The 23,307-nt window shown below is 71.3% G+C and carries 24 protein-coding genes and 1 tRNA gene; 19 read left to right on the top strand and 6 right to left on the bottom strand.

Going from position 1 to position 23,307, the window contains the following annotated elements:
• Positions 1-138: 138 nt before the first annotated feature.
• The gene (locus ACFWYS_RS05485) at positions 139-966 is read right to left on the bottom strand and encodes an AbfB domain-containing protein (RefSeq protein WP_384763664.1); all 828 of its coding nucleotides are present in this window, start codon (positions 964-966) and stop codon (positions 139-141) included.
• Between the two features lie 199 nt (positions 967-1,165).
• A complete protein-coding gene (locus ACFWYS_RS05490) occupies positions 1,166-2,017 on the bottom strand; it encodes a LysR family transcriptional regulator (RefSeq protein WP_384763666.1) in 852 nt (283 codons plus the stop codon).
• Between the two features lie 82 nt (positions 2,018-2,099).
• Here ACFWYS_RS05490 and ACFWYS_RS05495 point away from each other — a divergent pair, with 82 nt between their 5' ends.
• A complete protein-coding gene (locus tag ACFWYS_RS05495) occupies positions 2,100-3,008 on the top strand; it encodes an MBL fold metallo-hydrolase (protein ID WP_384763669.1) in 909 nt (302 codons plus the stop codon).
• Between the two features lie 117 nt (positions 3,009-3,125).
• Positions 3,126-4,010: an endo alpha-1,4 polygalactosaminidase gene (locus ACFWYS_RS05500; protein ID WP_384763671.1), complete on the top strand. Its 885-nt coding sequence runs from the start codon at positions 3,126-3,128 to the stop codon at positions 4,008-4,010.
• 4 nt (positions 4,011-4,014) lie between these two features.
• Here the strand turns inward: ACFWYS_RS05500 and ACFWYS_RS05505 are convergent, their stop codons facing one another.
• Positions 4,015-4,422 carry a RidA family protein gene (locus ACFWYS_RS05505; RefSeq protein WP_384763674.1) on the bottom strand — a complete coding sequence of 136 codons (408 nt, stop codon included), beginning with the start codon at positions 4,420-4,422 and terminating at the stop codon, positions 4,015-4,017.
• 101 nt (positions 4,423-4,523) lie between these two features.
• On the opposite strand from ACFWYS_RS05505, the gene ACFWYS_RS05510 reads away from it, so the two are divergent.
• From ACFWYS_RS05510 to ACFWYS_RS05530, 5 genes are all read left to right on the top strand, one after another.
• Positions 4,524-4,913: a helix-turn-helix domain-containing protein gene (locus tag ACFWYS_RS05510; RefSeq protein WP_272117645.1), complete on the top strand. Its 390-nt coding sequence runs from the start codon at positions 4,524-4,526 to the stop codon at positions 4,911-4,913.
• 72 nt (positions 4,914-4,985) lie between these two features.
• Complete coding sequence (locus ACFWYS_RS05515) at positions 4,986-5,306, top strand: DMT family transporter (protein ID WP_384763678.1); 321 nt, start codon at positions 4,986-4,988, stop codon at positions 5,304-5,306.
• Positions 5,306-5,842, top strand: coding sequence for a TetR/AcrR family transcriptional regulator (locus ACFWYS_RS05520; protein ID WP_384763680.1), 537 nt, complete (start codon positions 5,306-5,308; stop codon positions 5,840-5,842). The genes ACFWYS_RS05515 and ACFWYS_RS05520 overlap by 1 nt, the downstream gene beginning before the upstream one ends.
• A 118-nt stretch (positions 5,843-5,960) precedes the next feature.
• Positions 5,961-6,965 (top strand): 2,3,4,5-tetrahydropyridine-2,6-dicarboxylate N-succinyltransferase, encoded by a 1,005-nt coding sequence (dapD, locus tag ACFWYS_RS05525; RefSeq protein WP_384763683.1) that lies wholly within the window; start codon positions 5,961-5,963, stop codon positions 6,963-6,965.
• A gap of 210 nt (positions 6,966-7,175) precedes the next feature.
• A complete protein-coding gene (locus ACFWYS_RS05530; RefSeq protein WP_384764124.1) occupies positions 7,176-7,397 on the top strand; it encodes a hypothetical protein in 222 nt (73 codons plus the stop codon).
• A gap of 150 nt (positions 7,398-7,547) precedes the next feature.
• On the opposite strand, the gene dapA is transcribed toward ACFWYS_RS05530, so the two are convergent.
• Positions 7,548-8,450 (bottom strand): 4-hydroxy-tetrahydrodipicolinate synthase, encoded by a 903-nt coding sequence (dapA, locus tag ACFWYS_RS05535; RefSeq protein WP_384763686.1) that lies wholly within the window; start codon positions 8,448-8,450, stop codon positions 7,548-7,550.
• 83 nt (positions 8,451-8,533) lie between these two features.
• Here dapA and ACFWYS_RS05540 point away from each other — a divergent pair, with 83 nt between their 5' ends.
• From ACFWYS_RS05540 to ACFWYS_RS05560, 5 genes are all read left to right on the top strand, one after another.
• Positions 8,534-8,746 (top strand): hypothetical protein, encoded by a 213-nt coding sequence (locus tag ACFWYS_RS05540; RefSeq protein WP_384763688.1) that lies wholly within the window; start codon positions 8,534-8,536, stop codon positions 8,744-8,746.
• A complete protein-coding gene (locus tag ACFWYS_RS05545) occupies positions 8,743-9,438 on the top strand; it encodes a hypothetical protein (RefSeq protein WP_384763690.1) in 696 nt (231 codons plus the stop codon). Before ACFWYS_RS05540 ends, ACFWYS_RS05545 begins: the two co-directional genes overlap by 4 nt.
• Positions 9,439-9,726: 288 nt before the next feature.
• The gene (locus tag ACFWYS_RS05550; protein ID WP_384764127.1) at positions 9,727-10,107 is read left to right on the top strand and encodes a DUF3618 domain-containing protein; all 381 of its coding nucleotides are present in this window, start codon (positions 9,727-9,729) and stop codon (positions 10,105-10,107) included.
• A 275-nt stretch (positions 10,108-10,382) separates the two neighbouring features.
• Positions 10,383-10,997, top strand: coding sequence for an ArsR/SmtB family transcription factor (locus ACFWYS_RS05555; RefSeq protein WP_384763693.1), 615 nt, complete (start codon positions 10,383-10,385; stop codon positions 10,995-10,997).
• Positions 10,998-11,049: 52 nt separating this feature from the next.
• A complete protein-coding gene (locus tag ACFWYS_RS05560; protein ID WP_384763697.1) occupies positions 11,050-11,784 on the top strand; it encodes an SRPBCC domain-containing protein in 735 nt (244 codons plus the stop codon).
• A 13-nt stretch (positions 11,785-11,797) separates the two neighbouring features.
• Here ACFWYS_RS05560 and ACFWYS_RS05565 read toward each other — a convergent pair whose 3' ends face one another.
• Positions 11,798-13,627 carry an endonuclease/exonuclease/phosphatase family protein gene (locus ACFWYS_RS05565; RefSeq protein ID WP_384763700.1) on the bottom strand — a complete coding sequence of 610 codons (1,830 nt, stop codon included), beginning with the start codon at positions 13,625-13,627 and terminating at the stop codon, positions 11,798-11,800.
• A gap of 300 nt (positions 13,628-13,927) precedes the next feature.
• On the opposite strand from ACFWYS_RS05565, the gene ACFWYS_RS05570 reads away from it, so the two are divergent.
• The 7 genes from ACFWYS_RS05570 (at position 13,928) to ACFWYS_RS05600 (ending at position 21,984) form a co-directional block, all read left to right on the top strand.
• Entirely contained in the window at positions 13,928-15,361 is a 1,434-nt protein-coding gene (locus tag ACFWYS_RS05570) for a hypothetical protein (RefSeq protein ID WP_384763703.1), read from the top strand.
• A gap of 180 nt (positions 15,362-15,541) precedes the next feature.
• Positions 15,542-16,993 (top strand): alkaline phosphatase PhoX, encoded by a 1,452-nt coding sequence (locus ACFWYS_RS05575; protein WP_384763706.1) that lies wholly within the window; start codon positions 15,542-15,544, stop codon positions 16,991-16,993.
• A 38-nt stretch (positions 16,994-17,031) separates the two neighbouring features.
• A tRNA-Met gene (locus ACFWYS_RS05580) sits at positions 17,032-17,113 on the top strand.
• Between the two features lie 366 nt (positions 17,114-17,479).
• Entirely contained in the window at positions 17,480-19,063 is a 1,584-nt protein-coding gene (locus ACFWYS_RS05585; RefSeq protein ID WP_384763709.1) for a TROVE domain-containing protein, read from the top strand.
• A gap of 99 nt (positions 19,064-19,162) precedes the next feature.
• Positions 19,163-19,819 (top strand): GntR family transcriptional regulator, encoded by a 657-nt coding sequence (locus ACFWYS_RS05590; protein WP_384763712.1) that lies wholly within the window; start codon positions 19,163-19,165, stop codon positions 19,817-19,819.
• Between the two features lie 13 nt (positions 19,820-19,832).
• Positions 19,833-20,849, top strand: a complete 1,017-nt coding sequence (locus tag ACFWYS_RS05595; protein WP_384763715.1) for a 1-aminocyclopropane-1-carboxylate deaminase — start codon at positions 19,833-19,835, stop codon at positions 20,847-20,849.
• Between the two features lie 97 nt (positions 20,850-20,946).
• Positions 20,947-21,984: a LacI family DNA-binding transcriptional regulator gene (locus tag ACFWYS_RS05600; protein WP_384763718.1), complete on the top strand. Its 1,038-nt coding sequence runs from the start codon at positions 20,947-20,949 to the stop codon at positions 21,982-21,984.
• 82 nt (positions 21,985-22,066) lie between these two features.
• Here ACFWYS_RS05600 and ACFWYS_RS05605 read toward each other — a convergent pair whose 3' ends face one another.
• Complete coding sequence (locus ACFWYS_RS05605) at positions 22,067-23,269, bottom strand: TerD family protein (RefSeq protein WP_384764131.1); 1,203 nt, start codon at positions 23,267-23,269, stop codon at positions 22,067-22,069.
• Positions 23,270-23,307: the final 38 nt, after the last annotated feature.

Genomic DNA, 23,307 nt, shown 5'->3' on the forward strand with positions numbered 1-23,307 from the left:
ACAACCCCCCGGCCGACGGCCGAGCGCCGCTCGGGGCGCGGGGGTACAACCTCTGAGACTCCCGGTCCACGCGCCCGCGGGGGCACCTGCCGGGTGCCGCCGCTTTTCTTGTGCCCGGGCTGCCTGTGCCGACCCGGCTCAGGCCAGCCCGTTCACCAGCCGGAACGACGAGTCCGCCAGATACAGGGAGCTGTGGTCGTAGCGTTCGAGGCGGACGACGAAGTTCTTGTGGCGCAGGAAGTAGCCCGGGTAGTTCACCGACTCCAGCATGGTCGCGTCGGAGGAGTGGGCCGAGCCGCGCGGGCAGAACGTGGCGTCCTGGGTGAACAGGGCGGAGCCGTCGGCGCGTTCGGCGCGCAGGACGAAGTTGCGGTGGCGCAGGTACTGGCCGTCGCGCGTGGCGAAGGAGTAGCAGGAGCTGTTGGCCAGGCTCTTGACCTGCTTGAAGGTGGAGTCCTCGCGGGACTCGGAACCGCGGACCTGGTCGAGGCCCACCATGCCGTCGCTCATGTGCCAGTAGCGGTCGGGGTAGTTGACCGAGCGTACGGAAAGCCAGGTGGTGGTAGCCGGGGGCTTCGGGGCCTTCGTCGGTGAACCGGCGTCGCCGGAAGGGGACTTGGAAGGCACCGGCTCCGGCTTGGAGGCGTTCTGTTGATGGGGTGCCTCGGTCGTCGGCTTCTTCGTCGACAGGCCGCTCTTGCCGTTCGGGGGAGCGGTCCCCGAGGGTGTGGCGAAGGAGATCAGGCCGGGGACCGTCGAGTCCGCGGCGGGTGTCGAAGCCGCGGCTGAATCACCGTCGGAGTCCCTCTCCGATATGGCTATCGCCGTGGCGCAGGCGATGATCGTCGCCAACGCCATCCCGCCCGCGAGCCACAGGCGGCGCGTTCCCGGTGCCCGCGAGGTGTCCGGGGCCCAGCCGTTCTCCCAGGGTTGGTCCTGAGGCGGCCGGGACTTGTTTTCACGCATGCGGTGTTCCTCCAGCGGCGTCACGAGACGACAGCCGCGGCTGCGAAGGACCGGTATGTGAACGGTGAAACACTAGTGGACCCAGTGGTTCGGGAGCAGCTGTTTGGAACGACCCGTATCCACATCGGTTCCTCCGAGTGAATCAACGTGAATCAACGTGAAACAGCGCGAATCGGCGTTCCTGGGCGGCCACTTGCCGTCAAACGCGGTACGCGGCCGTCGCGATCCCGGCCAGTGACCTGATCAGCGGGTTCCTGTCGCCCTCCTGCCACACCACCAGCACGCGGCTCGGCGCCATGTCGACGACCGGGACGACGGCCAGCTCCTCGGGCATCTCGTGCCCGAGCGGGGTCATCCCGACCGTGCCGTTCCACAGCACTGCCTGCACACACTCCTGGACGCCGCGCACCACGGGACCCTCGCGGCTCTCACCGCCGTTCCAGTACGCCTGCCAGAGCCGGTCGGTGCCCGCCGGGAACCGGAACCAGCGCCGGCCGGCCAGGTCGGACAGCGTCAGCCGGTCGCGTCGGGCGAGCGGATCGTCGGCGCGCAGCACGGCGCCCACCGGGTCGGCCCGCAACTCGTGCACCGTCAGGCCCGCCTCGTCGAACGGCCCGCGGGTCAGGGCGACATCGACGAGGCCGGCGCGCAGCCCGCAGGTCGGATCCGTCAGGTCGGTCTCGCGGACATGTACCTCCACGCCGGGGTGGCGTTCCCGGTAGGCGTCGGCCAGTCGCCGCGCGCCCCGGTCGGTGCTGTCGCCCAGGAAGCCGACGGTGAGAGTGGTGGCGCCGGCCGCCGTCGCCACCCGTACCCGGACCCGGTCGGCCTGGTCGAGCAGGGCACGCGCCTCGTCCAGCAGCGCTGCCCCGGCCGGGGTGAGGGTGACGCCCGCGGGGGAGCGGTGCAGCAGGGCGGCGCCGACGTCGGACTCCAGCAGTCTGATCGCCCGGCTCAGCGGCGGCTGGCTCATGTGCAGGCGGGCAGCGGCCCGGCCGAAGTGGAGTTCCTCGGCGACGGCCACGAAATAGCGCAGGGTGCGCAGCTCCATGAACAGCGACGATACCCGTACGGTATCGGGTCCACCGTATGGGTCTTGGACGGTCGGGGCGCCTCGGCGTTGGACTCGGAGCATGACCGAGAAATCGATGTCCGAAGAGCCCCTGCCCGACCCCGTCGTACGCACGGCGGGCGCCGAGGAGATCGCCCCCGGCCTGCTGGTGATCCCGAACCGAGGGGTCCCGCTGGTGCCCAATATCGGCGTCATCGGCGGGACCCGGGCCGTGCTCGTCGTAGAGACGGGCATGGGCACCGCCAACGCCGAGCAGGTCCTCGCGTTCGCCACCGAGGTCGCGAAGGGCCGCCGGCTGTACCTGACCACGACCCACTTCCACCCCGAACACGCCTTCGGCGCCCATGTCTTCGCCGACGAGGCCACCTACCTGGTCAACCGCGCACAGGCCGACGACCTCAGGACCAAGGGAGCGGGTTACCTGGAGATGTTCCGGGGCTTCGGCGGGGACATAGCCCGCCGTCTCGAAGGCGTCCGTCCGCCCACCCCCGACGTGGTCCACGACGGCGGTCGCGACCTGGATCTCGGCGGCCGGATCGTCCGGTTGCGGGCCACCGGACGGGGCCATACGAGGGGCGACCAGGTCGTCGAAGTGCCGGACGCCGGGGTGCTGTTCACCGGGGACCTGGCCGAGACCGGGCAGTTCGCCATCTTCCCGTGGTTCCCGCCGTACGACACCGACGTCTCCGGCGTGCGCTGGCTGGCGGTGATGGACCGACTGGTCGCGGGCCGAGCCCGGGTTGTGGTCCCCGGACATGGTGGCGTCGGCGGTCCGGAGGTGCTCACCGAAGTCCGGGACTATCTGCGCGAGCTGCGCGACGAGACCTGGCGGCGACGGGACTCCGCGATGGGCGAGGACGAGATCGCCGCCGAGGTCGGGGCGCTGCTGATCGAGCGGCATCCGGAGTGGGCCGGCCGGGAGTGGATCGAGCGGGGCGTGGGATGCCTGTGCGCCGAGCACACCGGATGAGCTTCGGGAGTGTGGGCGGGTCGTCGTAGGGGCGGGCACGTGCCAAACCGTGCCCCGGAGCAGGGCATCATGGCCGGGCAGCACCGTAGTTCACGCACCGACAGGAGCCCCCGGATCATGGTCCACCGCGTCCCCCGTGCCCTTCGCCGAGCGTCGGCGGTCGCGGCTCTGTGCGGTGCGCTCGCCCTCGCCGTCGGCGGTTGCACGGCGTCCGACGGCGGGGACGGCGCCGCCCCGGACCGCTCCACCGCTCCCTCGGCCACGGGCCCGGGCGGCGAGGCGGAGGTGGAACTGCCCGAGCCGGGCATCGGCTTCGACTACCAGATCGGCGGTGCCTATCCGCCGCCCAGTGGCGTGGAAGCGGTCTCCCGCGACCGTACGGCGAAGCCCGCGCCGGACGTGTACAACATCTGCTACGTCAACGCCTTCCAGACCCAGCCGGACGCCGAGGGCTGGTGGCAGGACCACCATCCCGACCTGCTGCTCCGCGACGCCGACGGCACGCTGGTGGTCGACGAGGACTGGGACGAGGCCCTGCTCGACATCTCGACGGCCGCCAAGCGCGAACGGCTCGCCGGGATCGTGGGCAAGTGGATCGACGGCTGTGCCGAGGCCGGATTCCAGGCGGTCGAGGCCGACAACCTCGACTCGCACGAGCGGTCCGACGGGCTGCTGGCCACCGACGACGACATGGCCTTCGGCAAGCTGCTCGCCGCCCGGGCCCATGCCGCCGGCCTCGCGATCGGCCAGAAGAACGCCGCCGGTCTGGCACGGCAAGGGCGCGACCTCGGCTTCGACTTCGCGGTCGCCGAGGAGTGCGGCCAGTACGACGAGTGCGGCGAGTACGCGGACGCCTACGACGACCGGGTCTTCGTCATCGAGTACCGCGCCGACGGCCTCGCCGCCGCCTGTGAGGAGTGGGGCGACCGGCTCTCGGTGGTGCTGCGCGACCTCGACGTCGTACCGCAAGGGAAGGCACGGTACCGCCGCCGCACTTGCTGACCGGTCAGTCGAGTACGGCCGTGGCCTCGATCTCGACCAGGTGCTCGGGAACGTCGAGGGCCGCGACGCCCAGCAGCGTGGCCGGCGGGACGGGAGCGCCCCCGAGCTTCGCGGCGGCCCGGGTGATGCCCTCCATGAGCAGGGGCATCTTGTCGGGGGTCCAGTCCACGACATGGACGTTCAGTTTCGCGACGTCGTCGAAGGTGGCGCCGACCGCGGACAGGGCGGTGCCGATGTTGAGGTAGCACTGCTCGACCTGGGCGGCGAGGTCGCCCTCCCCGACGGTGACCCCGTCGGCGTCCCAGGCGACCTGCCCGGCGATGAAGACCAGCTTCGACCCGCTCGCGACCGACACCTGCCGATAGGCGTCGATCTCCACCAGTCCGGTCGGGTTCACCAGGGTGATGGCCATGGTGTGGTCCGCCCTCTCGTAGTCACTTGTAGTTACTCGGGAACCGTAGGAGAGTGGCCGCTGACATGGAAGAACGCACTTTTCAGTGACTGGGGAACCTCATGGTGACCAAGCAGCTCAGCGGCTTGCCCGACCAGGCGGACCTGACCCGCGCGGACTCGCTGGGCCGGGAGATCTTCTCGGACATCGCCAACAAATGGGCGCTCCTGATCATCGAGGCCCTGGGTGAACGCACCCTGCGCTTCAGTGAGTTGCGGAACGAGATCGAGGGCGTCAGCCACAAGATGCTCACCCAGAACCTGCGCATGCTGGAGCGCAACGGCCTGGTCGAGCGCACCGTGCACCCCACCGTGCCGCCGCGTGTCGAGTACACGCTCACCGAGCCGGGCCAGGCCCTGCGGGTGACCATCGACGGGATGTGCGACTGGACCCACCGGTACATCGGCCACATCGAGGCGTCACGCCGGGACTTCGAGGCGCGGAAGGCATAGGGGGACCGGGTCAAGGTCTGTGAGGGTGGGGCTTGTGTACGGTCGTACGCATCGTTGTGTACGCTCGTACACATGGGATACCTGCTGCTCGCCGGAGCCATAGCGGCCGAGGTGGCCGCCACCACCGCCATGAAGTACAGCGAAGGCTTCAGCAGGCTGCTGCCGTCGCTGGTGACCGCCCTCGGCTATCTCGTCTCCTTCGCGCTGCTCGCCCAGACGCTGAAGACCGTCTCCGTGGGCACCGCCTACGCCATCTGGGCCGGCGTCGGCACCGCGGCCATCGCCACCATCGGGATCGTGTTCCTGGGGGACGGGTTGACGGTCACCAAGGCCGCGGGCATCGCGCTGATCATCGTCGGCGTGGTGGTGCTGAACCTGGGCGGTGCGCACTGATGGCCCGGCGCTACGACCCCGAGCGGCGTCAGCGGATCATCGACGCGGCGATCCGGGTCGTCGGGGAGAAGGGCATCGCCGGGCTCAGCCACCGCACCGTCGCCGCCGACGCGGATGTGCCGCTCGGCTCGACGACGTACCACTTCAAGACCCTGGACGATCTGCTGGTCGCCGCGTTGCGCCAGGCCAGCGAGGGGTTCGCCAAGGTGGTGGCCTCGCGCGGCGGGCTGGAGGACCCGGACGCCGATCTGGCCGCGGAACTCGCGGGCTGGCTGGGCGAGTGGCTCGCGGGCGACCGCACCGGCGTGGAGCTGGAGTACGAGCTCTACCTCGCCGCCCTGCGCCGCCCCGCCCTGCGCCCGGTCGCCGCCGAGTGGGCGCAGGACCTCGCCGACCTGCTCTCGCACCGCACGGACGCGGTCACGGCGCGGGCGCTGGTGGCCCTGATGGACGGCATCTGTCTGCAGGTGCTGCTCGCCGGGGGGACCTACGACGAGGAGTACGCGCGGGAGGTGCTGGCACGGGTCATTCCGTGACGGGGATCAGGCGGGGCGCCTCGCCGCTGAGCGTGTCCCGATCCGCCGTACCGCCCGGCACGTGAGACGTGCCCCTGTCGGTTCGCCCCCGCGGTGGGCGTCACGTTAGGTTGCCCTTATGACCGACACGACTGCTCCTCGTACCACCGGCGCCGTGGCCGCCGGCCTTGCCACGATCGCCGCCGACGGCACCGTTCTGGACACCTGGTTCCCCGCGCCCGAGCTCGTCACGGAGACTGCCGCGAGCGGCCCTGGCCCCTCCGGCAGCGAGCGGCTGTCCGCGGAGAAGGCCGTCGAACTGCTCGGCGAAGGCGCCGCCAAGGCGATCGGGCCGGACGCGCGCCGGGGCGTCGAGGTCGTCGCGGTCCGCACGGTCATCGCCTCGATCGACGAGAAGCCGATCGACGCGCACGACGTCTACCTGCGTCTGCACCTGCTCTCCCACCGCCTGGTCAAGCCGCACGGCCTGAGCCTGGAGGGCCAGTTCGGCTTCCTCGCCAACGTCGCATGGACCTCGCTCGGCCCGGTCGCCGTCGACGACGTGGAGAAGGTGCGCCTGAACGCCCGCGCCGAGGGCCTGCACCTCCAGGTGACCTCGGTCGACAAGTTCCCGCGCATGACGGACTACGTCGCCCCCAAGGGCGTCCGTATCGCCGACGCCGACCGGGTCCGCCTCGGCGCGCACCTCGCCGCGGGCACCACCGTCATGCACGAGGGCTTCGTCAACTTCAACGCCGGCACCCTGGGCACCTCCATGGTCGAGGGCCGTATCTCCGCGGGCGTCGTCGTCGGCGACGGCTCCGACATCGGCGGCGGCGCCTCCACGATGGGCACCCTGTCCGGCGGCGGCAACGTCATCATCAGCATCGGCGAGCGCTGCCTGATCGGCGCCGAGGCGGGCGTCGGCATCGCCCTCGGCGACGAGTGCGTGGTCGAGGCGGGCCTGTACGTCACCGCGGGCACCCGCGTGACGATGCCCGACGGCCAGATCGTCAAGGCCCGCGAGCTGAACGGCGCCTCCAACATCCTCTTCCGCCGCAACTCGGTCACCGGCACCGTCGAGGCCCGCCCGAACAACGCGGTCTGGGGTGGCCTGAACGACATCCTGCACAGCCACAACTGACGACGTCCGACGGTCAGACCCAGCTGGGTGGACGCCCTCCGCAGCCGCACACGGCAGCGGAGGGCGTTCGTCGTGGTCGTGACGCGGCGCGCTCACGTACGGGTTACTCCACGTGACCTCCGTGCGGTCCAGGCAGATGAACGGGTGGACGCAGTTTCCGATCAGACGCCGAACCGACGAAATGAGGGACCGATGGCCGGTCGAGGGAAGATGAGCGAGCGGACGAGGAGCGCGCTGCGGTTGGTGGTCGGTGCGGTGACCGTCGTGGGGGCGTGCTGGCTGCCGGTCGGGAACGCGTACGCCGACGAGACCAACACCGGCTCGCACAACGGACCCCGTATCGCGCTGATCAACATGGGGCAGGTGGACGACCCGATGGAGGATGTGCTGGAGCACCTCCTGCTCTTCGGCGACGGGTACAAGTGGGGCTGATCGCACGCCGCACGCAGTGAGCGTGGGCCGGGGCCCGTATCGCTGAGGGGGAAGCGGTACGGGCCCCGCTGTTCGGCGGAAGAGAGGCGGGCGCCCGGCCCGGAGGAGGAGTACCGGCCCCGGCGCACGCCGCTGATCCGCCGGTCGTGATCAGTCGGCGGTGAGCGCCTCGTACGCCGCCAGCAGTCCGTCGACCGCCTCCCGGCCGGCGGGCCGCAGCGGTGCGCGGACCGGGCCCGCGGGCAGGCCGAGCTCATTGAGCAGGGCCTTCGTGGTGACCGTGCCGGGCAGCCCCGCCGACATCATCAACTCGATGAGCGGCGTGGCGCGTTGCTGGAGGCGGGCGGACACGGGGGTGTCGCCCGCCTCGAACGCGTCCAGGACCGCACGGAGCCGGTCCGGTACGACGTTCGCCACCGTGCTGATGTAACCGGCCCCGCCCACCGCGTACAGCGCGAGGTTGTGCTCGTCGCAGCCCGCGTAGTACGCCAACTCCGTGCGGGCCAGCACCTTCTGGGCGCCGAGGAAGTCGTAGGAGCAGTCCTTCACCGCCACGATCCGGGGGTGCTCGGCGAGTCGGATCAGTGTCTCCGGTTCGACGCGGGTGCCGGTGCGGCCCGGGATGTCGTACAGCACGAGCGGCAGTCCGGCCGCGTCGGCGATCTCGCGGAAGTGAGCCTCGACGGCGTCCTGCGGGGGCTTGCTGTAGTACGGCGCGACCACCAACAGCCCGTCGGCGCCCGCCTTTTCGGCCGCCAGGGCCAGCTCGACGGTGTGCCGGGTGTCGAAGGTGCCCACCCCCGCGACGACCGTCGCCCGCTCGCCCACCGCCTCCCGCACGGCCCTGACCAGCTCCGACTTCTCGGCGTCCGTCGTGGTCGGCGACTCGCCCGTCGTACCGGAGAGCACCAGGCCGTCGCACCCCTCGCTCACCAGCCGGTCGGCGAGCCGCTGCGCGCCGTCCAGATCGAGCGCCCCCGCCTCGGTGAACGGCGTGATCATGGCGCACAGGGCGCGGCCGAAGGGCGGGACGGGGGCGTCAGCAGTGGTCATAGGACGAGTGTCGGCTCGGCGGTCGCGTAGCTCCACTTAATTTTTCTACGAGATATCGCTAAGGGATGCTATGAGGTAAAGGCTTGCCCTATGTCCAAACCGGGGCGTCATGGGTCACCATGGTCGGGACGGTGAACGACCAGCTGGTCATGGGAGGCGTCATGAAGCTCGGCAAGGCACTCGCCACCGGAGTCGCGGAAGAGCAGCCGCAGGCCCACGACGAGGAAGTCGACCTCGCGGAGGAACTGCGGGACATCGAGGCGTCCGCGCCCGAAGAGGTCCCGGCAGACCGATGAGACTGCGGCTTCCGGAGGAACGCCCGACGGAGCCGCCGACCGGATACAAGATCGCCCACCCGATGCTGTCCCAGGACGGCAGCCGGGCCGGGTTCACCGGTGTGTCGCTGGGCGGCGCGCTGCCGTACGGAGCCCTGGCCGACGCGTCCTGCGTCTACGGCCTGCGGCACCGGGCACCGAGCCGCCACTGCGACTGCGGCTTCCACTGTGTGCACGACCGCACGGCGGCCGAGGCGCTGCTGTGCACGGCCGAGCACCGGACGGCCGTACTGCTCGAAGTCACCGTGCTGGGCCGGTACATCCGCTTCGAACGCGGCTACCGCTACGCCCGTCAGCGGGTGTGCACCGCCACGGTGGGCCCGTGCGCCTGCGGTACGGTCGCCGCCGCCCTGGCCGATGCAGGCTGGGGCCGCCCCGGCTGGCGGGCACTCGCCCCTTCCTGCGCGGGCTGTCTGCACGGCCGTACGTCCGTCTCGCTCGCGGGGTTCGCCCGGCTGGCGGGAGAGGGGCTGCGGGTGGTGGCCGGAAAGGGTGCCTCGTCCGTGACGATGGCCGACCTCGGCGCCGCCGAAGACCTCGGCGTACCCGAACTCGCCGCCGAGGCCGCCCTGTTGCAGGCCCGCCTCGACTGGTTCCAGACCCAGCTGGCCCGCTTGGGAGAGGCGGGGCCGGGCGACGGACGACAGGGATAGCGGGGGCGGGGCAGGGTACCCGTGGGTTCCGTTCCGAACCGGGAGGACCGGACGTCCAGGATTGCGCGGACGTCCGGGATTCCGCGGACGTCCGGGATTTCGAGGATCGAGGAGATCAAGGAAGGTACAGCGATGACGGACAGGAAGGCGGGGGCGGAAGGGGCAGCGGGGGAGTCCGGCGGCGGGGCCGCGAAGGGCGGTGCCGCGAAGGGCCGGGCCGAGGGAACCGGCGGTGCCGAGCCGACCGGCGGGGCCAAGGGTGCCCGTGGGGCCAAGGGGCCCGAGGAACTGCGGGGGCAGATCGAGGAGACCCGGAGTGAATCCGCCGACAGCGTGGCGGACCTCGCGGGGAAGGCGGATGTGAAGGGCCGGGCCCTGGCCCGTGCCGCCGACCTCCGCGACAAGGCGGGCGCGATGACCGTGCAACTGCGCAGCAGCGCGGCCCAGGCGGGGTACGCGGTGCAGGACCGGGCGACCCGGACCGGACACACCGTTCACGACGGTGCGGCACGCGCCGGGCATGCCGTGGAGAACAGCGTGCCGGGCCCCGTACGTACCGTCGTCCAGGCCGGTCTGCGGCACCCGCGGCCGGTACTGGTCGCCGGCGCCGCCGTGGGAGCGGCGGTCGCGACCGGGATGCTGCGACGACGGCACCACGGACACCACTGACGGGGCCGACGACGGCACCGGCGGGCGGCGCCCGCTGCGGCGGACACGGCGGCTGCGGCTGAGGTACCGGGACGGCCGGTACGAGGGAATCGGGGTGGCGGCGCGGGACTGTACATCGGTCCCGCGCCGCCACCTGTGTGTCCGCAGCCGCAGCCGCAGCCGCAGCCGCAGCCGCAGCCGCAGCCGCAGCTCGCAGCCCCCGGCCAACGCCAACCCCACCTTCCGAAAACTCGAACCGTCTGGACAAAAAAAGTTTTCGGTGGGACGGTGGACCCATGCTGGACGTCACCGTGATCGAGGACCCCGAGGCCGCAGCCGTCTCCTTGGACCCCATAAGGGCCCGGCTGCTCGCCGAACTGGCGGCGGGCCCCGCGTCGGCCGCCATGCTGGCCGGCAAGGTCGGACTGCCCCGGCAGAAGGTGAACTACCACCTCAAGGCGCTGGAGCGGCACGGCCTGGTCGAGCTGGCCGACGAGCGCCGCAAGGGCAACGTCACCGAGCGGCTGATGCGGGCCACCGCCGCGTCGTACGTGATCTCGCCGCTCGCGCTCGCCGCCGTGCAGCCGGACCCGGACCGCTTCCGCGACCAGCTCTCCGCGCGCTGGCTGCTCGCGCTCGGCGCCCGGCTGGTCCGGGACGTCGGTTCGCTGATCACCGGCGCGACGAAGGCCCGCAAGCGGCTGGCGACGTACGCGCTGGACGGCGAGGTCCGCTTCGCCTCGGCGGCCGAACGGGCCGCGTTCATCGAGGAGTTGACGGCGGGCGTGAGCGCGCTGATCCGCAAGTACGACGTGCCCGACGCGGAGGGCGGCCGGGATCACCGGATCGTGGTCGCCGTCCATCCCACGGTCAAGCCTCAGCAGCAGAGCCCTGAACTCGACAGTCAGTAAGCCCAGTCAGTAAGCCCAGTCAGTAGGCACAGCCAGTAAGCAGGAGTCCACCATGTCCAAGGAATTCGAGATCGCCCGCGAGTTCGAGGTCGACGCCACCCCGCAGCAGGTGTGGGACGCCGTCACCACCGGCACCGACGGCTACCTGTGGCCGATGGAGCCGCCGGAGCCCAAGGTCGGCGGCAAGGGGCCCTTCGGGTCGACCGTCACCGCCTGGGACCCGCCGCACCGCTACACCAACCGGGTCGAGAACGTCGAGGGCATCACCGAGCAGTCGATGAACCAGCTCGACTACACCGTCGAACCCCGCGACGACGGCCGCCGGGCCTGGGTGCGGTACGTGCACAGCGGCATCTTCGTCGACGACTGGGACAACCAGTACGACGGCGCCTCCAGGCACACCGACTTCTATCTGCACACCCTGCGCGAGTACCTCGTCCACTTCGCGCCCCGCCCCGCGGCGTTCGCCACCTTCGACGGGCCCGAGGCCTCGAAGGCCGGCGACGCGCTCGAAGCCGTGGCGCGGGCGCTGGGCATCGGGGCGGACACGGCCGCCGGCACCCGGCTGACGGTCCACGGCCCGGACGCCTTCGACGCCGTGGTCGACTTCCGCAACCCGTACTTCATCGGGCTGCGCACGGACCGGGGCCTCACCCGCTTCTTCGGGCGCAACCACTGGGGCCACCCGGTCGGTATCTCGCTGCACGACTTCACGCCGGGCGCCGAGATCAAGGAGTGCGAGGCCGCCTGGCAGGACTGGCTGAACGGCGTGTTCAGCCAGTCCTGAAACGCACCGGAGGTTACGGGCGGAACCGCAGCACCTGCGGGTCGTGGTCGCTGATCTGGTCGTTGAACTCCGAGTTGACGTGCACGCTGTCGTACTCGAAGTCGCAGGAGCGCCGGATCGACGGGCTGACCAGGATCTGGTCCAGCGTCTGGGCGTTGCCCTGGTAGACGTAGGAGTAACGCTCGCTCCTGGGCAGCGACTTGATCGCCGACCACAGCGCGCCGCCGTCCTCCAGCCGCTCGGCGGTGCCGGAGAACTCGAAGTCGTTGATGTCGCCGAGCGTCACGACGTCCGCGTTCTTCTGGACGGCCAGGATGTCCTTGACGAACGTGTTGACCGCGGTCGCCTGCAGGTGGCGCTGGGTCTCCGAGCTGCGCGCCGGCGGCTGGTACTGCCCGTGCAGCGACTGGTCGCCGCCCTTGGAGGCGAAGTGGTTGGCGATCACGAAGACCGTGCGGCCACGGAAGGTGAACTCGCCGGCCAGCGGCTTGCGGCTGTTCGTCCAGGCCGCGTTGGCCGGGTCGATACGGCCGGGGGAGGCCGTCAGCGCCGCCCTGCCGTCGACCTTGGTCACGCCGACGGCGGTCGTGGCGTCGCCGCCCGCACGGTCCACGAAGGAGACCCGCTCGGGGTTGTACAGGAACGCCTGGCGGATGTTGCCGCCCGGCTGACCGCCGTCGGCGTTGTTCACCGGGTCGATGGAGCGCCACTGGTACGCCGGGCCCCCCGCGGCCGCGATCGCGTCGATCAGCTTCTGCATCGTCTGGTCGGCGGCGACCGTACCGTCGTTCGTCGCGCCGTTGTTGTCCTGGATCTCCTCCAGGGACACGATGTCGGGCGACTGGAGGTTGTTCACGATCGCGGAGGCGTGCGCGGCGAAGGTGGCGTCGGACGGGTCGAGGTTCTCGACGTTGTACGTCGCGACCGCCAGCTCGCCACGCCCCTGCTTCTCGGTCGTCTCCCGCTTGAGGCCGGCGCTCTTGAGGGTGCCGAGCTCGTTCGCGACCAGGGTGTAGCCGCCGAACTGGGTGTAGTCCAGCGGACCCGTGGTGGTGCCGGCGAGCGTGTCGCCGACGTTCGCCTTCGGGAAGTCGGCGGCCGCGCCGAGGGACTGGATCTGCAGGCGGCCGGTGTTCTGCGACTCGTAGGAGCCGTAGACCGTACCGCCACGGCGGCTCGCGTGCTCGCGCGGCTTCACCGTGACCCACAGCTCGTTGAAGTCGTCGGTGCCGGTGACCACCCGGGTGTCGGCGACCCGGACGTTCATGTGCTCAAGGGACTCGTAGTAGTCCAGGGCGTACGCGGCCGGCTGGAGCGTCAGGCCGTTGATCGAGCCGTTCACGGCGGTGTCGCCGGCGGGGGTGTACGCGGCCGGTACCGACTTGGCGGAGATGACCACGGCGGCCGGGAGGGCGTTGCCGCTGGAGACGACGGTGAACGTCGGCTTGGTGATCTCGGTGATCGACTGGTTGCCGGTGGCGGCACCGCCCGGGACGTACTCCTGGACCGCGCCCGCCACCGTGACCGCGTCGCCGACGGCGACGCCCTTCGGTGTGGAGTTGGTGTAGACGAAGAGGGCCTCGCTGGTGGCCGGGTTGTCGTCCGGGGTCGGATCCTGGATCCAGAACCCTCTGGACGAGCCGTAGGTGCGTACGCCGGTGACGATTCCGGCCACATCCGTGACCTGCTTGCCGGCGTACGGGGATATTCGGGTGCTGCCCTGAATGTCATGGATGCGCACGGAGTCGGCATGCGCGGGCGCGGTCAGCACGACGGTGGACGCCGCGGAGCAGACGGCGGCGACGGTGAGCGCGGCGAGACGCGCGGACTTCTTGCTCGGCAACGGGATCCCTCCGGGGACATACGTGGGTGCCGGGACGAGGGTGAAACGTGAGGTGGAGCGTGGAACGTGGGGCCGCCGACGGCGGGCGGCGGCAACGCGCGTAGAAAATACAGTGAACAGATGTCCGCCAGACTTCTACGCGCGTAATCTCCTGCCTGGTCAAGCCACTTGTCAAGGTTTCGGCCATGTACGCCTCCCGGCAGGGAGATGAACCGGGCGGCATGGGTGGAAATCCGTCTAGGCTGAGCGGTTGAGCCGTGATGTGTACGGCCATGCAGAGCGCTCTAGGAGAACCAGCCGATGTCAGACAGCTCCCGCTCCCCCCTGCCGCCGGTGCGGCTGCACCCCGAAGCGGAGCTGGCGCGGGACGCGCTGTCCACGCCGTTGCTCTCCCGGGCCGCGCGACTGGCCCGCTGGGCCGGACCCGACACCCGCATCGACGCCGGGGGCGGGCTCACCGACGAACAGCTGCCCGCCGCCGCCGAGGAGCTCGGCCTGAGCGGGGACGACGCCGCCGCCTACGCCAGCGAGGCCTGGCGGGTGGCCGTCGACACCGGGCTGGTCGAGGTCGTCGACGAGGAGGCCGGCACGGTCGCGACCGGCGCCGACCTGGCCCTGCTGACCGGCGGTTCGCCGCAGGACGTGCTCGGCGTGTGGCTCGGGGCACTGGAGACGGTGCTCGCCGACGCGAGCGTGCCCGACCTGGACGACCTGGTCGATGCCATGGACGCGGGCGGCGAGGTCGACCTCTCCTCGCTGGACTGGGACCCGGAGGCCGAGGCGGAGTTCCTCGACGGCGTCCTCGGCAACCTCTACCTGCTGACGGTCAGCGAGGACGGCCCCGGCGACGGCCCCGTGCCGCTGCCCGCGCTGGCCGCGTCGATGATCGTGCCCAGCGACATGGGCGAGCCCACCAACGACGTCCTGGAGCAGGTGTCCGACGCGATGATGCGCCTGGACGACCAGTTCCGGCTGCTGGAGCCGGTCGGCCTGGTGGACTACCAGCCCGTGGACGAGGCACTGATGGCCGACGCCGAGGAGCCCTCCGCCGTGGTGGACGACACCGACGTGTCGCGCTACGGCATGGTGCGGCTGACCCCGCTCGGACGGTACGGGCTGCGGTCCCGGCTGCTGGAGGCCGGGTTCGAGGCGCCGGCCGTCGGGGACCTCGCCGACAAGGGCGCCGACGCGCTGCTCGACGGGACCGCCCTGTACCCGCAGAGCGCCGCGCAGGCCGAGACCGAGCAGTGGCTGGCCGCCCGGCCCGAACCCCTCGCCGCCGCACGGGAGTTGCTCGCGGCGGCACGGGGCGCCGATGAGGGGGCGCCGCTGCGGCGGCTGCGCTGCCAGCAGGCGCTGTCCCTGGTCGGCGCGGAGGCCGAGCCGGCGCTCCGCGAGGTCCTGGACGACCCGGAGCTGGGCGGGCTGGCCCGGGTCTGGCTGACCGAGGCCGGGTTCGCCGATGTGCCCCCGCCCTCCCAGGACCTGGTGTTCTGGCTGACCATCGACACGGTCGCCGCGCAGCTGGCGGCCGAGGGCAACTCCGACGAGCTGAGGGCGCTGGTGCAGGGGCTGGCCGCGCAGCACAGCGGGTTCTTCACGGCGGTCTGGCGGGTGGAGCATCCGGCGACCGCGGATGTGCTGGAGGCGATGGGACGGCTGCACCCGGACAAGAAGATCGCGAAGGAGGCGCGGAAGGCGGCCTTCAAGGCGCGGTCGCAACAAGGGGGGTAATGGCCGGGTGGGCGGCTGCGGGTATGTGGGGGCTGGTCGCGCCCACGCGGCGGAGCCGCATATGGATACAGTCCCGCGCCCCTTAGGGCGTTGTTCAACCGCAGTTAAGACGTGAGCGAGATTGTTGGCCGACCCGAAGTCCGCCACCCTCCACGGCACCCACTGTCACAGGGAGACACCATGTCGCTCACCCGCAGGGACTTCGCCAGAACCTCCGCGATCACCGGTGCCGGTGTCGCGCTGGCGGGCAGTGCCGGCGTTCTCGCCACCGCGCCGAACGCCCTCGCGTCCACGGACACCGAGGTCGCGAGCGAGGAGTCCGCGGACGCCGACGGTGGCGGTGTCGGGTACGGACCGCTGATCCCGGACCCGGAGGGCATCCTCGCGCTGCCCGCCGGGTTCAAGTACCGCGTCATCACGTACAGCGGGAAGACGAAGCTGGAGTCGGGCGAGATCACGCCCTCCAACCACGACGGCACGGCGGCCTTCGACGGCCCCCGCGGCACCACCCTCCTCGTCAACAACCACGAGCTGAAGGGCCCGCGCGCCAACTGGAAGTACCCCGTCCCGCTCACCGAGGGCCTCGTCTACGACCCCGCCGCCTCCGGTGGCTGCACGGTCGTCGAGGTCCGCCCCGGCGGACAGGTCGCCGAGTGGGTCGGCATCGCCGGTACCTCCACCAACTGCGCGGGCGGCCGCACCCCCTGGGGCACCTGGCTCACCTGCGAGGAGAACTCCGACAAGGCCGGCACCAACGGCATGACCAAGGACCACGGCTACGTCTTCGAGGTCGACCCCGTCGACCGGCGCGCCAACCGTGACCCCAAGCCGCTGAAGTTCTTCGGCCGCTACGACCACGAGGCCGTCGTCATCGACCCCAGGCGCGGCCACGCCTACCTCACCGAGGACGCCGCCTCGCCCAACGGCCTGCTCTTCCGCTGGACCCCGCCGAAGGGCTTCGAGTACGGCCGCGGCAAGTTCCGCGCCCTCGCCGACGACGCGGGCGTCCTGCAGGCCCCCAAGTGCTTCGACTCCGGCGGCAAGTTCGTCGACGACCTCTCCCGCGCCACGAAGATCGGCACGGTCTACGGCGTCGACTGGGTGGACGTCCCCGACCGCGACGCCAAGGCCACGCCCGTGCGCAAGCAGTTCGCCGCCGGCGAGATCACCCGCGCCCGCAAGCTGGAGGGCATGTGGTGGGGCGACGGCGGCACGTACATCGTCTCCTCGTTCGCCCGCGCGGAGAGCCCCGTCCGGCACGACGGCCAGGTCTGGTTCTACGACCCCAAGCGCCGCACCCTGACCCTGAAGGTCCTGCTCGGCGTCAACCCCGACCCGTCCAAGGACGGCGCCTTCGACGGCCCCGACAACATCACCGTCTCCCCGTACGGCGGCCTCGTCATCGCCGAGGACGGCGAGGGCATCCAGCACCTTTTCGGCGCCACCGACAGCGGCCGCACGTACCCCATCGCCCGCAACGAACTCAACATCGGCACCGAAGCCGAGCCGGAATACAGCGAGTTCACCGGCGTCACCTTCTCCTGCGACGGCAGGACCCTCTACGCCAACATCCAGACCCCCGGCATCATGCTCGCGATCACGGGGCCCTGGAAGCGGCAGAAGCGCGGCTGAACTTAATTCGCTCGCCCGTCCCGCGGTACGCCTCCTAGAGTGATGAACGTCCAGGTGCGAAGGCAGGACCTACTTCCACTCATAATGGGGCGGCCGCGGGTTCGAGTCCCGCCATCGGTACAACGCGCCGATGTAGCTCAGGGGTTAGAGCACCTTTGTCGGTTCCGCCGACTTCGATCTCTGGACACCACAACTTCATGCACCTCCCGGTGCGCAGGCTGCGGCTACTTCTTTTGCAACAAGAATCCGATGCCGCCGCCGACTTGATCTCGGGAGGCGCAGCTCATGGTGGGTGCCCGGTGCGCAGGCAACGGTTACTTCATTGGATCTGGCGGCTGCGGGTTCGAATCCCGTCATCGGCTTCGGGTCGGTGTAGCTCAATTCGGAAGAGCACCAGGCTAAGTCCGTCGCCGACTCCTGATCTCGGGCACCCTCCTTTTGCTGCGCCTCCCTCCGAAAACCACAATGAATTCGGGGGAATTCAGCATGGCGCGATTCAACACACGGGCGGCCAAGCCGCGTCCCACTTCGCGAGTGACGTCGACGGGCCGTGTGCTCCGTACCTACGAGGGCGGCCGAGGCCATGAGCGCGACGCGCGCTCGGAGCTCTTCCTCCTCGCCGTCGCCAATTTCGTCTCGCAGGAGACCTTCTACGAGAACGGCGCCGACCGCGACGACCGGTTCGCGAAGCTCGTGCGCGAGCTCGCCGTCACCGACCCCGAGTGGACGGCCGGCCTGCTCGGCTGGCTGCGCGGCGAGGGCAACCTGCGCACCGCGGCCCTCGTGGGCGCCGCCGAGTACGTGAAGGCACGCCTCGACGCGGACGCCACCGACGGCCCGTCCAACCGGCAGGTCGTCGACTCCGTGCTGCGGCGCCCCGACGAGCCCGGCGAACTGCTCGCCTACTGGACGGCGACGTACGGCCGGAACGTGCCCAAGCCGGTCAAGCGAGGCATCGCCGACGCCGTACGCCGTCTCTACAGCGGCAAGTCGCTGCTGAAGTACGACACCGCGTCCAAGGGCTACCGCTTCGGCGACATCCTCAACCTGACGCACGCGGCGCCGGACCCCGGCAAGGCGTGGCAGGGCGAGCTGTTCCGGTACGCCCTCGACCGTCGGCACAACCCGGACACCGCCGTGCCGCCCGCGTCGAACCGGACGCTGGTCGCGCACCGCGAGCTGATGGCGCTGCCGGTCGGGCAGCGGCGTGCGGTCGTCACGTCCGAGGGCGGCGCCGAGCGGCTCGCGGCGGCCGGGATCACCTGGGAGGCGCTGGCCGGCTGGCTCCAGGGCCCGATGGACAAGGCGGCCTGGGAGGCCGTGATCCCGTCCATGGGTGCCATGGCGCTGGTCCGCAATCTGCGGAACTTCGACGAGGCCGGTGTGTCCGACGAGGTCGCGGCCCGGGTCGCCGCCCGGATCAGCGACCCGGCGGAGGTCGCGCGGTCGCGGCAGTTCCCCTTCCGGTACCTCGCCGCGTACCAGCACGCGCCCTCGCTGCGCTGGGCGTACCCGCTGGAGCAGGCGCTCGGCCACTCGCTGGCCAATGTGCCGGCGCTGCCCGGCCGGACGCTGGTGCTCGTGGACCGCTCCGGCTCGATGTGGGGTCCGCTGTCCGACCGCTCGAAGCTCAACCGGGCGGACGCGGCGGCGATCTTCGGCACGGCACTGGCGCTGCGCGCGCAGGACGCCGACCTCGTCGAGTTCGGCACCACCAACCGGCGCCTGGCCTTCGGCAAGGGCGAGTCGGTGCTCAAGATCCTGGGGCGCTTCGGTGACCTGGGCGGCACGGACACCACCTCGGCCGTCCGCGCGCACTACCGGGGGCAGGACCGGGTGCTGATCGTCACCGACGAGCAGTACGCGTACAGCCACCACGGCGACCCGACCCAGCAGGTTCCCGCCGACGTGCCGGTCTACACCTGGAACCTCGCCGGGTACCGGGCGGGCCACGGCCCGTCGGGGAAGGCGAACCGGCACACCTTCGGGGGTCTGTCGGACGCCGCTTTCCGGATGGTTCCGCTGCTTGAGAGCGCTCGGGACGCCGACTGGCCCTGGGCGGCGGCCTGAGGTCCGGACCGGACCGAGGCCGGAGCGTGGCCCGCACTTCACGGGGGGTGCGGGCCACACCCTTGTCCGGACATCGAACTGACATCTAACATTTCAGTTGTGGAAGCGATGCGACCCGTAAGCCGGACCCTGCTCAGGGACCGCGCGTACGCAGCGATCCGGGACGCCATCGTGGCCGGGGAGATCGAGCCCGGTGCGGTGGTGCGGGACGCCGAGCTCGCCGAACGGCTCGGGCTGTCGCGGGCGCCGGTGCGGGAGGCGTTCTCGCGGCTGGTGGACGAGGGGCTGCTGGAGAGCAAGCCGCAGAGCTACACCCGGGTGACCCCGGTCGTGGCCGCCGACGTGCGGGACGCGGCCGCCGTGGTCGGCGCGATGCACGAGCTGGTGACACGGGTCGCCGTGCCCCGGCTGATGGCCGCCGACGTGGAGATCATGCGCGCGGCCAACGAGCGCTTCGCCGTCGCCGTCGCGGCCGGTGAGGTGGACCTGGCCCTGCGGGCCGACGACGAACTGCACGACGTACTGGTCCGGGTGAGCGGCAACCGTGCCGCCGCCGCGACCGTCGCCCGCTACACCCCGCTCATCCGTCGCCTGGAGCGACGGCGCTTCGGCGAGGGCGGCACCTGCCGCTCGGCCGGGCTGCACGAGCGGCTGATCGAGGCCTGCGCCCGCGCCGACACGGGTGCGGCGGTCCGCGTCACGGCGGAGATCTGGCGGAGCCTCGCCGACCTCGTGGACCTGGCCGACGACGACTGACCCGGGAGGACCCATGTCCCTTTCCTCGTACGACCGTTACCCCCTGCTCTTCGGCCCCTCACCGGTCCACCCCCTGGAACGCCTCACCGCCCACCTCGGCGGTGCCGCCCTCTGGGCCAAGCGTGAGGACTGCAACTCCGGGATCGCGTACGGCGGCAACAAGACCCGCAAGCTGGAGTACCTGGTCGCCGACGCGCTCGCGCAGGGCTGTGACACGCTCGTCTCGATCGGCGGGGTGCAGTCCAACCACACCCGCCAGGTCGCCGCCGTCGCCGCCCGCGCCGGGCTCAAGTGCGTGCTGATCCAGGAGAGCTGGGTGGACTGGCCCGACTCCGTCTACGACAAGGTCGGCAACATCCTCGTCAGCCGTCTCGCCGGGGCCGATGTACGCCTCGTCCGGGCCGGGTTCGGCATCGGCTTCAAGGACAGCTGGGAGCAGGCGCTCAGGGAGGTCGAGGAGTCGGGCGGCAAGCCGTACGCCGTTCCGGCCGGTGCCTCGGACCATCCGCTGGGCGGGCTGGGGTTCGCCGGGTGGGCGTACGAAGTCGCCGAGCAGGAGCGGGAGTCGGGGGTCTTCTTCGACACCGTGGTCGTGTGCTCGGTGACCGGCTCCACCCAGGCCGGCATGGTCGCCGGGTTCGCCGCCCTGGAGGAGGCCGGCGGCCGTCCGCGCCGGATCCTCGGCATCGACGCCTCGGCCAGGCCCGCCGCCACCCGTGAGCAGATCGCCCGGATCGCGCGGAACACCGGGCAACTCATCGGCGTCAAGCGGGAGTTGACCGAGGCGGACGTCGAGCTGGACGAGCGGTACCACGCCGGCACGTACGGCATCCCGGACGAGACGACGCTGGAGGCGATGCGGCTGGCGGCGCGGACCGAGGGGATGGTCACCGACCCGGTGTACGAGGGCAAGTCGATGGCCGGGATGGTCGACCTGGTCCGGCGGGGGGAGATCGGCCGGGAGTCCACCGTGCTGTACGCCCACCTCGGCGGCCAGCCGGCGCTGAACGCGTACAGCGCGCTGTTCTAGAAACCAGCCGGCCCGGGGCTTCGGCCTGCGGGGCCGGGCCACCCTCGTTGAACCGGACCCTGCCCCGGTGCGTACGTGGCCGGATACAGTGCACAGCGTGTGGGCGGACGATCAGCGGCGGGAGCCGGGTGTCGAGGGGCCGGACGGTACCCGCCGACGGGCCACGATCCACGATGTCGCGAAGCTGGCCGGAGTGTCACGCCAGACGGTCTCCCGCGCGGTCAACGACAAGGGCGAGATCGACCCGGCCACGAAGGAACGTGTCCTGGAGGCGGCCCGGCTGCTGGACTACCGGCCGAGCCGGTTCGCGCGCGGCCTGGTGCGCAAGGGGACCGTGACGGCCGGGCTGGTGATCCCGGACCTGATGAACCCCTTCTTCCCGGAGGTGGCCGCCGGAGTGCTGGAGGCGGCCGAACAGCGCGGCTGGCAGGTGGTCGTGTGGGACTCCCGGATGGACGAGGCCCGGGAGCGGGACGCGCTCGATGCGCTGTCCCATCAGGCGGACGCGGTCGTGGGCTACTTCAAGAGCCCCGACGACGTGCTCGCCCGGCACCTGGGCGGCGTACCGCTGGTGCTGCTGGAGCGCGGACCGCAGCAGACCCGTTTCGCGGCCGTGGGCATCGACGCCGCCGCGGGGCTGGCACAGGGCATGGCGCATCTGGTGGGCGCGGGACACCGCGGGATCGGCATGCTGGACGGCGTGTTCGGCCCCGGCCCTCGCCGGCAGGCCTTCCTGGAGCAGGCCCGGCGGCACGGCCTGCCCGTCGACGACGGCTGGATCGCGCTGTGCCCCGAGCACAGCGTGGCCGGGGGCGAGGCCGGCATGGAGCGGCTGCTGGCCGACCGGCCCGAGGTCACCGCGGTGTTCGGGTTCAACGACCTGATCGCGGTCGGCGCCATGCGGGCCGCCCGGCGCCACGGCCGGCGGGTGCCGGACGACCTGGCCGTCATGGGCTTCGACGGGCTGTCGCTGGGCGAGCTGGTGGAGCCCGCCCTGACCACCCTGCACATCGACAAACGGCGGCTGGGACGGCTGGCCGTGGAGCAGGTGGCCCGGCTGCGCGCGGGGGAGGAGCCGCTGCGGGGCGCCGACGCCTGGGTCATTCCCGAGCTGGCCGTGCGGGCCTCCGCCTGATACGGCTGGGCGCCCCTGTGGGGTGGGGGCGCCCTGGACGTCGCACGGCTGTCCGGCCGTCCGGCTGTCCGCGGCGCGCCGGCTACAGCGCCTGTGCCGCCGGCTTCACCATGTTCCGTACGGTGCGGGCCTTCACGAAGTCGCCCATCGCCGTCATCTCCCACTCGCCGGAGAACTGCCTGATCAGCTTGGCCATCAGGACGCCCGTCTGGGGCTCGGCACTGGTGAGGTCGAAGCGGACGAGTTCCTCGCCGGAGGTGGCGTCGATGAGGCGGCAGTAGGCCTTGGCGACCTCGGTGAACTTCTGGCCGGAGAAGGAGTTGACGGTGAAGACCAGGCCGGTGACGTCCTGCGGGAGGCGGCCGAGGTCGACGGTGATGACCTCGTCGTCCCCGCCGCCCTCGCCCGTGAGGTTGTCGCCGGAGTGGCGGATGGCGCCCTGCACGATCTGGAGCTTGCCGAAGTAGCAGCTGTCGATGTGGTTGCGCTGCGGGCCGTAGGCGATGACCGAGGCGTCCAGGTCGATGTCCTTGCCGCGGTACGCCGGCTCCCAGCCGAGGCCCATCTTGACCTGGGAGAGCAGCGGCCGGCCGCCCTTCATCAGGGACACGGTCTGGTTCTTCTGGAGGCTGACCCGGCCCTTGTCGAGGTTGATCTTGCCGGCGCCGGGCGCTGGCGGGGCGGGGGGTGCCGGCGGGGCCGGGGGAGCGGCCGGAGCGGACACCGGCGGGGCGGGCGGGGTGACCGGGGGCTGCATGGTGGGCTGCGGTGGGGCCACCGGTGCCGGGGCCGGTTCCTCGACCGTGACGCCGAAGTCGGTGGCGATGCCGGCCAGGCCGTTGGCGTAGCCCTGGCCCACGGCGCGGGCTTTCCACTGGCCGTTGCGCAGATAGACCTCGACGATCACCAGTGCCGTCTCGGCACCGAGCTGCGGGGGTGTGAAGGTGGCCAGGACGCTGTTGTCGTCGGCGTTGCGGATCGTCGCCGTGGGTTCGATGCCCTGGAAGGTCTGGCCGGCGGCGTCCGGGCTGGCGGTGACGACGATCTTCTCGATGCCGGGGGGAACGGCCGCCGTGTCGACGGTGATCGCGTCGGGGCTGGTGCCGCCGCCCGAGCGGTATGTCACGCCCGGGCCGGAGGGCTGGTTGTAGAAGATGAAGTCGTCGTCGGAGCGCACCTTGCCGTCGGCGGTGAGCAGCAGGCCCGATACGTCGAGCCGCACCGGGGCGGCGACGTCCACCGTCACGCGCGCGGCGGGGAGAGGGATGTTCGAGCCGGGGGTCATAGCTGTCATGCCCGGTGAACGAGCGGCGGCGTTTTACC

Source organism: Streptomyces sp. NPDC059010 (genome assembly GCF_042740355.1).
GTDB lineage: Bacteria > Actinomycetota > Actinomycetes > Streptomycetales > Streptomycetaceae > Streptomyces.